Source organism: Limosilactobacillus mucosae (genome assembly GCF_046939755.1).
GTDB classification, from domain to species: Bacteria; Bacillota; Bacilli; order Lactobacillales; family Lactobacillaceae; genus Limosilactobacillus; species Limosilactobacillus mucosae_A.
Window position 1 is genome coordinate 47999 of record NZ_JBKZAY010000007.1, and the last position, 14872, is coordinate 62870.

Consider the following 14872-nt stretch of genomic DNA (forward strand, 5'->3'; position numbering starts at 1 on the left):
TACAAAAAAGCTCCTGGTGAATGAGACATTCGCCCAGGAGCTGCAGCATTTTAGTGACGGCGCTTGTTCTTGCGCTTCCGAGCTGCTTCAGATTTCAACTTACGTTTTACGCTTGGCTTTTCGTAAAATTCACGCTTGCGGTATTCTTGCAGCGTTCCGTTCCGTGAAACCGTACGCTTAAAGCGTCGAAGAGCGTCGTCTAACGATTCATTCTTGCGAACGATAGTCTTTGACATTGTTGATTCCCTCCCTCCGAGCTTAGAATTCCGTACTGTTGCGATCAAAAGCGTCTAATTGACTGCTTCAATCTTATCACTACGAATGATATTATACTTAATCCAAAAAAGAGCGTCAACTGCTTTTTTGAAAAAATTTCAACTAATTTTCAGAATGGCTTAGGCGGTCCACAAACGTTGGATCAAACTGATTGTTTGTGATCATCTTGATCTCTTCGCCATAAGGAGCGACTTTCTTTTTAGGATTATCGGCCAGTGGAACCCATGGCGTCTCCATAATCTTGGGCACCTGTTCCAATTGCGGATGATGGGCAATATAACTGAGCGCCTCAAAGCCAATCGTTCCCATCCCCAGATTTTCGTGGCGGTCTTTATGGCTGCCCTGCGGATTTTTAGAATCGTTTAAGTGAATGACCTGCAGCTTTTCAAGGCCCAAGACATGATCAAATTCTTCCAAGACGCCGTCAAAGTCGTTTTTAACATCATAACCGGCATCATTGGTATGACAAGTGTCAAACGTTACCGAGAGCTTTTCGTTATAGGCAACTTGATCCATGATCGCGGCAATCTGCTCAAACGAGGTGCCAACCTCTGTTCCCTTACCGGCCATTGTTTCAATCGCAATCTGCGGCTTTTGATCGGGCGTGATGATCTCGTTTAATCCTTGCGCAATCTGATGTAAGGCTGCTTTGGCTCCTGCACCGACATGGGCACCGGGATGCAGCGTAATCTGCGTGGCACCAATGGCCGTGGCCCGTTCAACTTCTTGGCGGAGAAACTCAACGCCAAAAGCAAAGTTCTGCGGTTTGAGCGTATTGCCTAAATTAACGATATAAGGCGCATGGACCACCAGATGACTGAAGCCGTGCTCTTCAATGTACTCTCGGCCTTCTGGAATTCTCATTTCATCGAGCGGCTTGCGCTTGGTATTCTGCGGCGCGCCAGTATAAACCATAAACGTATTGGCCCCATAGCTGGCGGCTTCTTGAGCTGAACCAAGCAGCATTTTGGGCGCTTTAAGGCTGACGTGTGAACCAATCAGCATTTGATCGCATCCTTTCTTTATAAGCGAGTCTCTTTATTTTAGCGTATTTTATCGCTACAATAAAATTATTGACTCGTTCGCTGTTAAGGAGGAATTTCTATGGCGAAAAAACGCATCTACGTTCCCAAAAATAAGATCAATGGCGAAAAAAAAGGCGACCGCAAGATCTGGGTGGAAAACGTCAAGTTCTTAACGACCGCCGAGTACCACGAACTGCAAGAAGCCATTCGCCAATATTCACGTCCCGAATTGGTCAATCGCAATCTGCTTTTGATCTCGATTGCGCTCAACAACGGACTGCGCGCCTCTGATGTCGTGACACTGCGAGTTGGCCACGTTAAAAACAAGACCCAAACGCGGATCATCGAGCAAAAAACCGGTAAGGCCAAGACGCTTTACTGGAATAACTGTCTGGCTGAAATCATCAACTACTTAAACGAGCTGGATTTCAAAGACGACAATGATTGGCTGTTTCCCGGCCGCCAAGACGGTCACTTCTCCGTGCACGGTTTTTACCAAATGCTGCAGCGGATCGCACGTAAAACCGGCAACGAAAAGCTGGTAGCCAAGCTGGGAACGCACTCGTTTCGTAAGACATTTGGCCGTCAGCTGTATAAAGATGGCGTCAATATCGAAATCATCTCGCAGCTGTTCAACCACTCCTCTGAACGCAATACCCGCCATTATCTAGGAATTGAGCAAGAAGATCTCGATAAGGTGGTTAGAAACTTCAAGCTTGAATAACCGCAGTTAGGATCCGCTATTGGAAGGCGCGCACCAGCTTCATAAGCTTACATCCACTGCCGCTTTCTTGTTAATTATTGGATCACAGCCAACTTCAGGCGTGTCTGATTAAGGCTGATCGTTTTAAGACCAGTTCAAAATTCCAAGTTCTGGTCGCAGTTCTGTCAATATATTTTCAACGGCATCTTGACGGCTGCAAGATCACTGACTTAGTGAAGAAAATCCGGTCCTAAACGATCACCGGCTCTGAATTTACCTACTTCGCGCTGATTTTTAGCCAGAAGTAGGTAATTGCATACTCGATCAACCTAACTTTACCTACTTTTAATGGTTTTTCTCCAAATAGTAGGTAAAGATGCATATTTTAAGGATGATTGGGCTAAACCAACTTTGTGAACTACCTACTATTAAGGAATTTTTGATCAATCGTAGGTAATGTTAAGGATGCCCAAGTCCATATACATTAATTTTTACCTACTTATACATTGATTTTTGCGAAAAGTAGGTAATGATGATTTTGTCATATGTTTTATGCAGAAATTTTCGTATAATAGCACCATTAAGATATTATGATTATCAGCCAAGGTGGCATCATTAAAAATATCAATGCTGATTTCGTGAACTATGATGCATCAAGTCTTTTGATTATCGTCAAATCCTCAAAACTTGCTCAAAAAAGGATCCGCCAAGCCAGCGGATCCTTTTTTGATTAGCCTATTCAGTTAGTCTTCTTTATCCTCGTCTTCAGCTGGGACTTCCAAACGCAGCTCTTCCAACTGCTGATCACTGACGCGAGCCGGTGCCGCCGTCAGTGGTTCAACGGCCTTCGAATTCTTAGGGAAGGCAATCACGTCACGAATGCTGTCAGCCTGCGACAGGAACATTACCCAACGATCCAGACCAATTGCCAGACCACCCTCTGGCGGCATTCCCAGTTCCAAAGCCTTAATCAAAAAGCCAAAGCGTGCTTGAGCCTTTTCCTTGCTGTAGCCCAGTGCTTTAAAGACTTTTTCTTGAATTTCAGGGTCATGGATACGGATGGAACCCCCACCGATTTCCTGACCATTCAAAACGATGTCGTAACTTTGCGCGTGCGCCTGGTGTGGGTCTTCGCCATCTTCCAGATAGTGCAGATCCTCAGGGTTAAGCATCGTGAATGGGTGGTGAGCCGCGATCCACTTGCCAAAGCCTTCATCATATTCAAACATTGGCCAGTTCACGATCCAGACGTAGTTCCACTGGTTAGGGTCTTTTAAGCCAAGTTCTTCAGCAAAGTGGTTGCGCAGGTAGCCTAGTGAATCGCAGACCACATGGAACGAACCGGCAACGATTAAGATCAAGTCGCCTTCCTTGGCATCAAGCGCCGCATTTAATTCAGCAGCTTGGTCGTTTAAGAACTTGGCAACTGGACCGTTGTAGCCGTCCGCGCCAACCTTGACCCAAGCCAGTCCCTTGGCATTGTAGCGCTTGATGTAGTCTTCCTGCTTGCTGATGTCTTTGCGGGAGTACTTGTCAGCTCCGCCAGGGACGACAATGGCTCGGACATAGTTGCCAGCTGCTACTGTACTGCTAAACACTTTAAAGGAGCTGTCCTTAACCAAATCACTGATGTCATGAATCAGCATGTCAAAACGAGTGTCAGGCTTGTCGGTACCGTACTTGTCCATTGCCTCTTGCCATTCCATGCGTGGGAAAGGCGTCTTAACGTCAATGTTCAAGACTTCTTTCATGACGTCTTTGATCAACCCTTCCGTCATCGCTTGAATCTCTTCTGGCGTAGCAAAGCTCATTTCAGTATCAATCTGCGTAAATTCCGGCTGCCGGTCGCCCCGCAAGTCTTCATCACGGAAACACTTGGCAATCTGATAGTACTTATCGACCCCGGCCGCCATCAACAGCTGCTTGAACAACTGTGGCGATTGCGGCAAAGCGTAGAAGCTGCCAGGGTAGACCCGTGAAGGCACAATGTAGTCACGCGCCCCTTCTGGAGTAGAGCGCGTCAGTTCTGGCGTCTCGACATCCAAGAAGCCGTTCTTTTCAAAGTAGCGGTGAACGACATGCGTAACCTTGCTCCGCAGCATCAAACGCTTCATCATTTCAGGCCGGCGCAGGTCAAGGTAGCGGTATTTTAAGCGCAGTTCTTCGGAAGCATCAACGTCATCCACGATTTCAAATGGCATTGGCTTAGACTTGGCCAGAATATTGGCTTCTTTAACCTCAATTTCAATTTTACCCGTCTTCATGTCGGGATTGACTTCCTTACGTGCCCGCACCAGACCATGTGCTTCAATAACGTATTGATTCCGCACCTGGTTGGCAATCTCAAAAGCGGCTGGATCGATTTTTTCATCAAAAACCAGCTGCACAATGCCAGAGCGATCCCACAAGTCGATAAAGATCAGGCCACCCAGATTGCGTCGCTTGGCAACCCAGCCTTTAACGACGACTGTTTGGCCAATCTGCTGTTCGCTGGTCTCGCCAGCATAGTTGGTACGCTTCATTTTGTATTACCCCTTTGTCTGTTCTTGATAAACGGCTTTAAAATCGGCAAAAACGCGGTCCAACGGTAAAGTAGTCTCTTCACCGGTGGCCATTACCTTAAAGTGAACCGTGCCGCTTTCCAGTTCTTTTTGACCAATCGTCAAAACAACTTTGGCATTTTCCTTGGCAGCCGTCTTAAACTGCGCTTTTGGCTTACGGTTCAGGTAGTCGCGTTCGGCAACAAAACCGGCATCCCGCGCCGCTTCAACCAGTTTAAAGCTGGTCGTGTTGGTTGCCTCGCCAATACCCACAACATAAACATCTAAGTCAGGATCCGCTTTTTTAAGCAGGCCTTCCTCGTTGAGCAAAAGCATCAGCCGTTCTAAACCGATCCCAAAGCCAACCCCTGGCGTATCCGGACCGCCAAGCTCTTCAACTAATCCACTGTAGCGGCCCCCGCCACAGATCGTCGTGTAGCCCTGACCAAGCGACTTGGCCTGAACCATGACTTCAAAAATCGTGTGATTATAGTAGTCCAACCCCCGCACCATGGTTGGGTCAACCGTGTAGTCAATGTCCAACTCGTTTAGCATTTCCTTAACTAGATCAAAGTGCTTTTGCGCATCATCAGTCAGGTAGTCCAAAATCGACGGCGCATCGTCAACAAACTGCTTGTCGCGCGGATCCTTGCTGTCCAAAACCCGCAATGGATTCTTTTCCAGACGTTCTTGAGAATCCTCGCTCAGTTCATCGTAATGCGGCTTTAAGTAGTCGATCAATGCCTGACGATAGGTATCACGCGTTTCTTGATCACCCAGCGTATTGATGGCCACGCGCAGACCCGTTAAGCCCAGCTGCTTGAACAGGCGCAGCGCCATAGTTATTACTTCCACGTCAACGGCTGGATTATCGCTGCCGAATGCTTCGACCCCAATCTGGTGGAACTCACGCTGCCGACCAGACTGCGGCCGTTCATAACGAAACATCGGTCCCATGTAGTAAACCTTGTAAGGCTTGTTGTATTCAGGACCGTACAGCTTGTTTTCAACATAGGCTCGAACCACGCCAGCCGTACCTTCTGGGCGCAGGGCTACGTGACGATCGCCCTTGTCCTTAAAGTCATACATTTCTTTAGTAACGACATCAGAAGTCTCACCAGCCGAACGGGCAAAAATATTGTAGTTTTCAAAAATCGGCGTGCGAATGCCACGGTAACCGTAGCGCGCGAAAATTTCCCGAGCCAGTTTCTCAACGGCTTCCCACTGAGCGGATTCGCCCGGCAAGATATCAGCCGTGCCTTTTGGGCGTTGATAGCGCATTGTATCTCTCCTCCAATTGATCAGTCAGTCGATTTAAAAAAGCACCCCTGCTGCTGCAAGGGTGCTTGAATGCACGGTACCACCTTGGGTTTACTCTTGGGTAACGTAGCTTCGACGGGGTCATGACCCTGCCTCCAAAGCGTCACTCGGCAGCCAATCGACAGGGCTTGCACCAATTCCCCGCTCGCTAAAAGCTATGGCAGACCGAACATTCTTTTTCATCGGCATCTCTAAATTTAATTACCTACTTAGCCTACTAGGCTTGAGCTGTTTAGTCAATAGGCCAGCCCCGAATTAGTCTTGATTTTCCAATTGATGCTTTCTAAACTTATCTTAATGATTCATGATAAAGGAGCAAAAAATTTTGAAGTTTCACCGTCCTGCCAAAGCTGTCCTGATTGCGATCAGCATGGCATTAATTGCAATTGTCATGGTGGTCGCGCTGACGTTTTCGCGGACGACCACCATTCAAACCAGCGGCCTCAACGTCCGGACTGGCCCAGGGTTGGATTATGCCACGATCGGTACCGTTAAAAAAGGCCAGCGCGTGACGATTCTCAAAACGCGCAACTCGTGGTACAAGATTCGGCTAAGCGATCAGCGGTTTGGCTGGGTCGCCAGCTGGCTGGTTCATCCCAAAAGCAATCTCAAACACGTCTCAAACCTTTCCGAGGCAACAATCGTAATTGACCCTGGCCACGGCGGTTCTGACTCCGGTGCCGAATACAAAAACAGCACCAGCAAGCGCTATATGGAAAAAACCTATACGCTGCAGCTGGCCAATCGCGTTGCTCAAGAATTGCGGCTGCGGGGCGCGCATGTCATCATGACGCGCGACTCAGATCGTTACGTTGGCCTCAAGCCGCGGCCTGCCCTTGCCGAAAGCATGCATGCCGACGCCTTCATCAGTTTCCATTTCGATTCTTCACCGGCTCGCAACGAGGCCTCGGGATTTACGACCTACTACTATCATAAAGGCGCGTCCAAAAAACTGGCCAAGGCACTGAATCAGCAGATGAACAACCTGCCATTGACCAATCGCGGAATTGAGTTTGGCGACTTTCTGGTCATTCGTGACAATACTCGGCCGGCCGTCCTTTGTGAAATGGGCTACATCAATTCAACCAAAGACTTTAATCAGATCAAAAACGCCGATTATCAGCAAAAGGTGGCCCGCGACATCGCCAAGGGATTAAATGACTACTTTAAAAACTAGACAGAAAGGATGTTGGTTTCATGTCTACATATCAGCTTAATCAAAAATGGCTTAGTCAATTACCGTTTCGCCAGGTTGAAGATTGTCAGCCGGTTGCTGGCGGTGACATCAATGCTGCCTACCAGATCAAGGCTGATCAAAAAACCTATTTTTTAAAGGTCCAGCCGCATCATCCGGCCAACTATTTTGATCACGAAAAACGTGGTCTGGAAGAAATTGGCGCGCTCGTTAAAACACCGGCGCCGCTTGCTCAAGGACAGATTCAAGGCGATGCCTATCTGGTGCTTGAATGGCTGGAAAGCGGCAGCGGCTCGCAGGCTGATCTAGGGCGAGCAGTTGCCAAAATGCACGCCCAGCACGCCAAACAGTTCGGCTTTTATGAAAATCATACCACCAAAGCGCTGGTTAAAAACAACGCGTGGAATGACAGCTGGCGCGATTTTTATCTCAAGCAGCGACTGGATCCCGAAATTGCCGTTGCAAAGAAAAACGGCCGTTGGAACGACTGGCGCGAGACCCATTACCAAAAGATGCGCCAGGCCTTTAGTGACTATTATGCTCACCACCAGATCATCCCCAGTCTTTTACATGGCGATCTCTGGGCAGGCAACTATATGTTTGATGGTACCGGACAGCCAGTCCTGATTGATCCGGATGCCGTCTATGGCGATCGTGAGTTTGATCTGGCCATGACTACGATTTTTGGCGGCTTTGAACCTGCGTTTTATCAAGCCTATCAGCAGGAATATCCATTGGCAAAAGGGGTCAATGAGCGACTGCCATGGTATCAGTTCTACTATCTGTGCATGCATCTGATCTTGTTTGGCGAAACTTATGGCCCAGCAGTTGACGGCATTTTGGAGCGCTATTAATCATCGATTCAAGCAGCATTGTCTTTTGACAGGCCGCTTTAGTTCTAGTTGCCGTTGACCTGCCGTTAAAGAATTTGATTGCAAATGAAAAGCGAGTAACGGTCTAACCGCTGCTCGCTTTTTAAAAATTATTTTTCATAAAGAATCGTAACCGGACCGTCGTTTTCCAACTCAACTTTCATATCAGCGCCAAAACGACCGGTTTCAACATGCACGCCGGCCGCGCGCAGCTTTTCATTGAAGCGATCATACAATGGTTCGGCAATTTCGGGCTTGGCAGCTTTTGAAAAACCAGGCCGATTGCCATGTTTGACGTCAGCATACAGGGTAAACTGTGAAATCGACAAAATCGCCCCATCCACATCAGCCAGGGCTCGGTTCAGCTTGCCGTTTTCATCTTCAAAAACACGCAGGTTGACGATTTTGTGTACCATCCAGTCCAACTGCTCATCAGTATCTTCCGGTGCCAGGCCGACCAACAGCAGGTAGCCTTTTTGAATCTGGCCTACCGTTTCACCATCGATGCTAACGGCAGCATGATTGACTCGTTGCAATACGACACGCATTTAATCACCTCTTAACGAATTACGCGCTTAACTACATAGACATCTGGAATGTTTTTCAGACTGTCCAAGATCAGCTGCAGATGCTGACTGTTGCGCACGCCAATCGTGGCTGAAATCGTGGCCATCTTGTTGTGGTCGACCTTACCATTGACCGACGTTAAAAAGCGCGTGTTGTTGTTGATCGAGCGCAGAACGTCATTCAATAGGCCATTACGATTGTAGCCCTCAACTTCAATATCGGCATTGTAGTTGGTCTTATCGCCGGCTGGATTAGCCCAAAAGACCGAGACCAGCCGCTCGCCGTTCTTTTCGGCTGCCTTGACGTTAGGACAGTCGGCACGGTGGACGGAAACCCCACGACCCTTGGTAATATAGCCAACGATCTCATCACCAGGCACAGGGCTGCAGCAATGACTGAGCCGGGTCAGAAGGTTATCAACGCCTTCAACGACCACGCCTTCTGAACTCTTGGCAAGCTTGCGTTGATTATTAACGTTCTTGTTTTCAAAAGTCTGATGGTCTTCCAAAACGGCTTTTTGCGCGGCCCGCTGTTTGTCGTCAGCCTCTTTTTTGCGAATATCGGCTGTAAAACGATTGCGGACTCCAATCGGCGGCACGTCGCCAAAACCAACCGCGGCAAACATGTCATCAGCCGTCTTGTAGTGCATCTGATCGGCAATTTGGCTATTCTTTTCCGTAGTCATCAGCTCATTAGGATCATAACCAGCATCGCGCAATTGACTGGCAATAATCTGACGACCACTTTCCACGTTCTTGTCGTGATCATGGGCTCTGAAGAACTGGCGAATCTTGTTGCGGGCCCGCCGCGTAAAGACCAGATCCAGCCAGTCGCGACTAGGCCCCGCCGAACTGGATGAGGTTAAAATGTCGACGATATCGCCGTTTTTAATCTCATAGTTCAAAGGTACGATGCGGCCATTAACCTTGGCACCAGTCGTATGATTACCGACTTCCGTATGAATCTGATAGGCCATATCCAATGGACCGGCGCCCTTTGGCATTTCAATAACGTCGCCTTTCGGGGTAAACGCGTAGACCTTGTCGGCAAAAACGTCGCTTTGAATGCCCTGCAAAAACTCATCGGTCCCCTGCGATTCGCTCTGCAACTCCAGAATTTCTTTGACCACGTTGAGTTTTTTGGAGTCCTGCGTCTGCTTAATGCCATTGGTCTTGCCTTCCTTATAGGCCCAGTGTGCAGCAACCCCATATTCAGCAACCTCATGCATATCGTGAGTCCGAATCTGAATCTCCAGCAACCGGCCTTCTGGACCAATTACCGTGGTATGCAGCGACTGATAGCCGTTTGCTTTCGGCATGGCAATATAGTCTTTAAAACGGCCCGGCATTGGCTTCCAGTTGGTGTGAACCGCGCCCAAAACAGCATAGCAGTCCTTGATTGAGTCAACGACGACCCGAATCGCCAGCAGGTCATAAATCTGCTCGAACTGTTTATGCTGCGTGACCATCTTGCGGTAGACCGAGTAGATGTGCTTCGGGCGGCCATAAATCTCGACGTTGGGACCCAATTCCAGATCGCTGATGGCTTTTTTAACGTCGACAATAGCCCGATTGATATATTCGACCCGCTGATCACGCCGCGAATTCATCAGATGCACGATGCGGTAGTACTGCTGCGGATTGAGATAGCGCAGTGACAGATCCTCAAGCTCCCATTTAATGGTGCTGATCCCCAGGCGGTCGGCAATCGGCGCGTAGATCTCCAATGTTTCGTTGGCAATTCGCCGCTGTTTATCGGGACGCAGATGCTGCAGCGTTCGCATATTGTGCAGACGATCAGCCAGTTTAACGATCATCACACGGATATCCTTGCTCATTGCCAGCAGAAGCTTACGGTGCGTTTCCGCCATCTGTTCTTTGTTGGATTTGTAATGAATCTTAGAAATCTTCGTGTCGCCATCCACGATCATGGCAATTGTCGGTCCGAAAAGCTCCCGAATATCATCCAAAGTGGCCCCAGTATCTTCAACGATATCATGCATGTAGCCCGCACATACCGTTTCTGGATCCATGTGCAGATTGGCCAGGATGCCGGCAACTTGAATTGGATGGATGATATAGGCCTCGCCCGACTTGCGATGCTGGTCAGCGTGCGCAACCGCGGCAAAATGGTAGGCACGCTCAACCATTTCAACATGCTCTTCATTCATATATGAAGAAACGATCTTTTTAACGTCTTCATGCGTTAGTTCATTGTTTTTTGACATCCTGCATCAACTTGCTTTCTTTAGATTGATTTTTGACGGCATCTTGAGTCATGGCCTTCGCCAGATATTCGATGCCTAAATAGACCAGTGCGAAATAGTAAGTGTAGCGTGATACTTGAAAAAGTCGGACGCCGATCAGATAACCGACTGGAAAGACCAACAGCTGCCAGGAGCGGTCTTGCTGCTTGGCGACTTTTCTGCCGGCCCAGACAGCGTAACAGAAATTAACCAACAGCAAAAGCCAAATAATGATCTGAACGCGCGATACCAGATGCTGCTTTAAAAACAGCGGGTTGATCACCAAAGATAGCACCAGATCGCTGATTAAAAGCCGGCGATCGGTCGTCCGCCAAAATTGCTGCAACTTCTCCATTAAATTCTCCTCACTCATGCCAAATTGATTGACATTTATTGTAACACAATGCTTGGCGTTGCGCTTAACGAGCCAGTTCCAACTGATAAGAAACCGCGGCCAGCAGATAAAGCGGTGCCGTTTCCGTACGCAGAATCCGCGGCCCCAAGCCAGCCGGTACGACGCCTTGATCCTTCATCTGGTCAACTTCGGCTGCACTGAGTCCGCCTTCTGGACCAAAGACTGCTAACAGCTTTTGACCTGGCTGCAGCTGCTTGAGCGTTTTGGCCAGGTTAGCCTCCTCACCTTGCTTGGCTGATTCTTCCCAGGCTACGATCTTAAAGTCGGCCGCCTCGTTTTTTAAGACGTCACTGAGCTTGCCACCATAAACGACTTCTGGCTGGCGATTGCGATGCGACTGCTCGGCCGCGGCATTGGCAATTTTTTGCAGCCGTTCGATTTTTTTGGCCTGTTTTTGTGGATTCCAACGGCTGATTGAGCGCTGCGCCGCAAAAAAGACAATCCGGCTGGCTCCCATTTCAGTAGCCTTTTGCACGATCAGTTCCGGTTTTTCCTTCGTCTTGGGCAGCCCGCAAGCCAAAATCACTTCCACCGGCAATTCGGCATCAGTCCCCAAATCGCTTTGCAGTTCAATGGTCGCTGGATTAAGACTGATGAGCCGGGCCAGGTAGACTTTTTGATCATTAAGCGCAACTTCCAGCTCATCATTCAGCTCCGCGCGCAAAACGTCGATCAAATGATGGGCAATGTCTTTTGGCAAAACAAGTCGTTGATCATCTGGCACCGATTCATTGATAAAATAGCGTTGCATATGATCCCCCCTATTATTCCGCCGGCGTTGGCTTATGAGCAATAATGCCATACCAATCCTTAATGCGCATCGTCTCATCGATTTTAAAGCCACCATCGCGCAATGCTTGGGCCACTTCATCAAATTTGTCGTTGATAATCCCAGAAGTCAGAAAATGACCGCCTGGCTTGAGATTTTCATAAGCCTGTGGAATCAGCGGCAAAATAATTTCAGCCAAAATATTGGCAACGATCAGATCAGCATTTTGATCATGAATGCCATCCAAAAGACTGTTTACGCCAATCTCAACGTCTTTGGCTGCTGGGTTGAGCGCGAGATTCTTTTTGGCAGAGCGGACGGCCACCTCATCAATATCATAGGCCTTAATCTGCCCCACGCCTAACAGTTTAGCTGCGATACTGAGCACGCCTGATCCGGTACCAACGTCCAGCATGCTTTCGCCACCGCGCACCGTAAGCTCCAGCGCCTGCAGCATCAATTGCGTAGTTGGATGCGTTCCCGTACCAAATGCCATCCCAGGGTCTAAAATCAAAAGCTTTTCATCTGAGCTCGGCTGATAGTCTTCCCATTCCGGTACCACCGTCAAAGTCCGCGTGACTCGTACTGGGTGATAGTATTTTTCCCAAGCAGTTTTCCAGTCCTGATTTTCGATTGCTTCGCTTTTAACCGTGGCGGGCATTGGATTCAGGCCAAATTCTTTCAGTTTTAAAACCCGCTGTTTGATGCCGGGCAGCAGCTCTGGGACAAAAATACTACTGGGATAGTAACCCGTAACCGCGGCTCCCGTTTGGCGATGGGGAATCGAGCTGGGATCAATAATCTCATCTCCATAGCGGCCCGGTTTCAATTTGGCAAAATCCGCGGCATCCTCAATCTGAATTCCCGCCGCACCGGTATCGGTCAAAATATAGCTAACCGCGTCAACCGCCTCCGTACTGGTTTCAACAGTTACTGCCGTCCAATCATTCATCTATTTTTCCTCCTTTGCATGGCAAAAAAGCGCCCCTAAAAGGCAAGGACGCTTCAGTTGTAATTATTGATTTTGCGGATCGTCATTTTTAACTGCCAGCTTGGCAATCTTTTTCTGCTCTTCTTTTTCCATGTGCTGCTGCAGATACAAGATCAGATCCGTTTCCGTCTTAAAGATTCGCGGATGATGCTGATGATGCAGCCGAACATCAATCTCATTGATCTTTAAGCGACCCGTCCATGTATGGGAGTAGCGAACGATCACTCGGTTATTGAGCTTGTGCCGCCCAAAACGGAAAATATAAACGTGTTCCGGTGTCATCATCGGTCGAATATATTCACGTTTGTAGTCCAGATCGTTGTCGCGCATGAATTTTTTAGTTCGATTTAAGATGGCAATCCCTCCCCTACAGTAGATTGGAAACAATTTCCTTAGTTAGTACTAACCATTTTAGCATATCTGGCTTAAAATTGAACGGTTCAAGCCTGACAAATTCAAACAATTAAAGTAAAAGTTTATCATAAGATTGAGTAAATACCAAGTTATTTTAGTGCTTTTACCGCCACCAAAATGGTAAAATCAGTCATCAATTATCAATGGAGGAAAAAACGATGGGATTGCTGTTAACGCTGCTCGGTTTATGGTTGCTTTGGAAACTGTTCAAGCTTTCATTGCAGCTGCTGTTTTGGATCGCCATCATTGCCGTCGCCGCCTTCTTTGTCAAAACGCTGATTCTGCCAGCTATTTTGCTGATCGGCGGCATTATCGGCTGGGGCGTTTTACGCGGCTAGCGCAATTTTAGCTGAAATCAGTTATAAAATGATCAAAAACCCAACTTTTTTATCATTTACTTGGCTTTATTTACGCATTATTAACAAATTTCAAATCAGAATGCTATAATAAACCTTGCAATATGCAATACTACTTTAAGGGAGACTTTACTTATGTCTAAGAATCATCAAAAAGTTGTCCTCGTCGGTGACGGCGCGGTAGGTTCAAGCTACGCATTTGCCATGGCTCAACAAGGTCTGGCTGAAGAATTCGCGATCGTCGACATTATCAAGAAGCGTACGGAAGGTGACGCGCTTGACCTTGAAGACGCTACCCCATTCACGGCCCCAAAGGTTATCTACTCTGCTGACTACGACACCTGCAAGGATGCTGACCTGGTAGTTATCACTGCCGGTGCTCCACAAAAGCCAGGTGAAACTCGTCTGCAACTGGTTGACAAGAACCTGAAGATCATCAAGTCCGTTGTTGAACCAATCGTTAAGTCTGGCTTCAACGGTATCTTCCTGGTTGCCGCTAACCCAGTTGACATCCTGACCTACGCCGTTCAAAAGCTGTCCGGCTTCCCACGCAACAAGGTCGTTGGTTCTGGTACTTCACTGGACTCCGCTCGTCTGCGGGTTGCGCTGGCTAAGAAGTTCAACGTTAACCCAGTTGATGTTTCTGCCAACATCATGGCTGAACACGGTGACTCTGAATTTGCTGCCTACTCATCTGCTACGATCGGCGGCAAGCCATTGCTGGACCTGGCCAAGGAAAATGGCGTTTCTGACGATGAACTGCTGAAGATTGAAGACGACGTTCGTAACAAGGCTTACGAAATCATCAACCGCAAAGGCGCTACCTACTACGGTGTTGCTACGGCCCTGACTCGGATTTCCCGCGCTATCCTGCGTGACGAAAATGCCGTTCTGCCAGTTGGTGCCCCAGTTGATGGCGAATACGGTCTGAAGGGCATCTACATTGGTACGCCAGCTGTTGTTAACGCATCTGGTATCGCTCAAGTTCTGGAAGTTCCTCTGAACGAACGCGAATCCAAGGCAATGGCTGACTCTGCCAAGACCCTGCAAGAAGTTGCCGAAAACGGTATGGCTAAGCTGATGGGCGAAAACTAATCCGTTCTGGTATTGAATGCGAGAAAAGCTGCTGGTTATCCAGCGGCTTTTTTTGTACTAAAAAAGCCCGCGCGGTGGCGAGCCTAAAA

The 14872-nt window shown here is 48.3% G+C and carries 15 protein-coding genes; 5 read left to right on the forward strand and 10 right to left on the reverse strand.

Annotation, left to right across the window (positions count from 1 at the left end; translation table 11 throughout):
• Positions 1 to 50 precede the first annotated feature (50 nt).
• Both rpsU and ACLUWI_RS03995 read right to left on the reverse strand, forming a co-directional pair.
• The gene (gene rpsU, locus ACLUWI_RS03990; protein WP_033935611.1) at positions 51 to 236 is read right to left on the reverse strand and encodes a 30S ribosomal protein S21; all 186 of its coding nucleotides are present in this window, start codon (positions 234 to 236) and stop codon (positions 51 to 53) included.
• 142 nt (positions 237 to 378) lie between these two features.
• Positions 379 to 1281 (reverse strand): deoxyribonuclease IV, encoded by a 903-nt coding sequence (locus ACLUWI_RS03995; protein WP_412146236.1) that lies wholly within the window; start codon positions 1279 to 1281, stop codon positions 379 to 381.
• Positions 1282 to 1380: 99 nt separating this feature from the next.
• On the opposite strand from ACLUWI_RS03995, the gene ACLUWI_RS04000 reads away from it, so the two are divergent.
• Positions 1381 to 2025: a site-specific integrase gene (locus ACLUWI_RS04000; protein WP_412146237.1), complete on the forward strand. Its 645-nt coding sequence runs from the start codon at positions 1381 to 1383 to the stop codon at positions 2023 to 2025.
• Between the two features lie 722 nt (positions 2026 to 2747).
• On the opposite strand, the gene aspS is transcribed toward ACLUWI_RS04000, so the two are convergent.
• Positions 2748 to 4526 carry an aspartate--tRNA ligase gene (aspS, locus tag ACLUWI_RS04005; RefSeq protein WP_412146238.1) on the reverse strand — a complete coding sequence of 593 codons (1779 nt, stop codon included), beginning with the start codon at positions 4524 to 4526 and terminating at the stop codon, positions 2748 to 2750.
• Positions 4527 to 4532: 6 nt separating this feature from the next.
• On the reverse strand, positions 4533 to 5825 hold the full coding sequence (gene hisS, locus ACLUWI_RS04010) for a histidine--tRNA ligase (protein ID WP_412146239.1): 1293 nt from the start codon (positions 5823 to 5825) through the stop codon (positions 4533 to 4535).
• Between the two features lie 343 nt (positions 5826 to 6168).
• On the opposite strand from hisS, the gene ACLUWI_RS04015 reads away from it, so the two are divergent.
• Both ACLUWI_RS04015 and ACLUWI_RS04020 read left to right on the forward strand, forming a co-directional pair.
• On the forward strand, positions 6169 to 7041 hold the full coding sequence (locus tag ACLUWI_RS04015) for an N-acetylmuramoyl-L-alanine amidase (protein ID WP_412146240.1): 873 nt from the start codon (positions 6169 to 6171) through the stop codon (positions 7039 to 7041).
• A 20-nt stretch (positions 7042 to 7061) separates the two neighbouring features.
• Positions 7062 to 7913, forward strand: coding sequence for a fructosamine kinase family protein (locus ACLUWI_RS04020; RefSeq protein WP_412146241.1), 852 nt, complete (start codon positions 7062 to 7064; stop codon positions 7911 to 7913).
• A gap of 128 nt (positions 7914 to 8041) precedes the next feature.
• On the opposite strand, the gene dtd is transcribed toward ACLUWI_RS04020, so the two are convergent.
• The 6 genes from dtd to ACLUWI_RS04050 form a co-directional block, all read right to left on the reverse strand.
• The gene (dtd, locus tag ACLUWI_RS04025; RefSeq protein ID WP_412146242.1) at positions 8042 to 8479 is read right to left on the reverse strand and encodes a D-aminoacyl-tRNA deacylase; all 438 of its coding nucleotides are present in this window, start codon (positions 8477 to 8479) and stop codon (positions 8042 to 8044) included.
• Between the two features lie 11 nt (positions 8480 to 8490).
• Positions 8491 to 10725, reverse strand: coding sequence for a RelA/SpoT family protein (locus ACLUWI_RS04030; protein ID WP_412146243.1), 2235 nt, complete (start codon positions 10723 to 10725; stop codon positions 8491 to 8493).
• Complete coding sequence (locus tag ACLUWI_RS04035; RefSeq protein ID WP_412146244.1) at positions 10709 to 11098, reverse strand: hypothetical protein; 390 nt, start codon at positions 11096 to 11098, stop codon at positions 10709 to 10711. The genes ACLUWI_RS04030 and ACLUWI_RS04035 overlap by 17 nt, the downstream gene beginning before the upstream one ends.
• 64 nt (positions 11099 to 11162) lie before the next feature.
• Positions 11163 to 11909, reverse strand: a complete 747-nt coding sequence (locus tag ACLUWI_RS04040; protein ID WP_412146245.1) for a 16S rRNA (uracil(1498)-N(3))-methyltransferase — start codon at positions 11907 to 11909, stop codon at positions 11163 to 11165.
• A 13-nt stretch (positions 11910 to 11922) separates the two neighbouring features.
• Positions 11923 to 12879: a 50S ribosomal protein L11 methyltransferase gene (gene prmA / locus ACLUWI_RS04045; RefSeq protein WP_412146246.1), complete on the reverse strand. Its 957-nt coding sequence runs from the start codon at positions 12877 to 12879 to the stop codon at positions 11923 to 11925.
• 63 nt (positions 12880 to 12942) lie between these two features.
• Complete coding sequence (locus ACLUWI_RS04050; RefSeq protein WP_412146247.1) at positions 12943 to 13248, reverse strand: hypothetical protein; 306 nt, start codon at positions 13246 to 13248, stop codon at positions 12943 to 12945.
• Positions 13249 to 13490: 242 nt separating this feature from the next.
• On the opposite strand from ACLUWI_RS04050, the gene ACLUWI_RS04055 reads away from it, so the two are divergent.
• Both ACLUWI_RS04055 and ACLUWI_RS04060 read left to right on the forward strand, forming a co-directional pair.
• Positions 13491 to 13670 carry a hypothetical protein gene (locus ACLUWI_RS04055; protein WP_412146248.1) on the forward strand — a complete coding sequence of 60 codons (180 nt, stop codon included), beginning with the start codon at positions 13491 to 13493 and terminating at the stop codon, positions 13668 to 13670.
• A gap of 153 nt (positions 13671 to 13823) precedes the next feature.
• Positions 13824 to 14783, forward strand: a complete 960-nt coding sequence (locus ACLUWI_RS04060) for an L-lactate dehydrogenase (RefSeq protein ID WP_412146249.1) — start codon at positions 13824 to 13826, stop codon at positions 14781 to 14783.
• Positions 14784 to 14872: the final 89 nt, after the last annotated feature.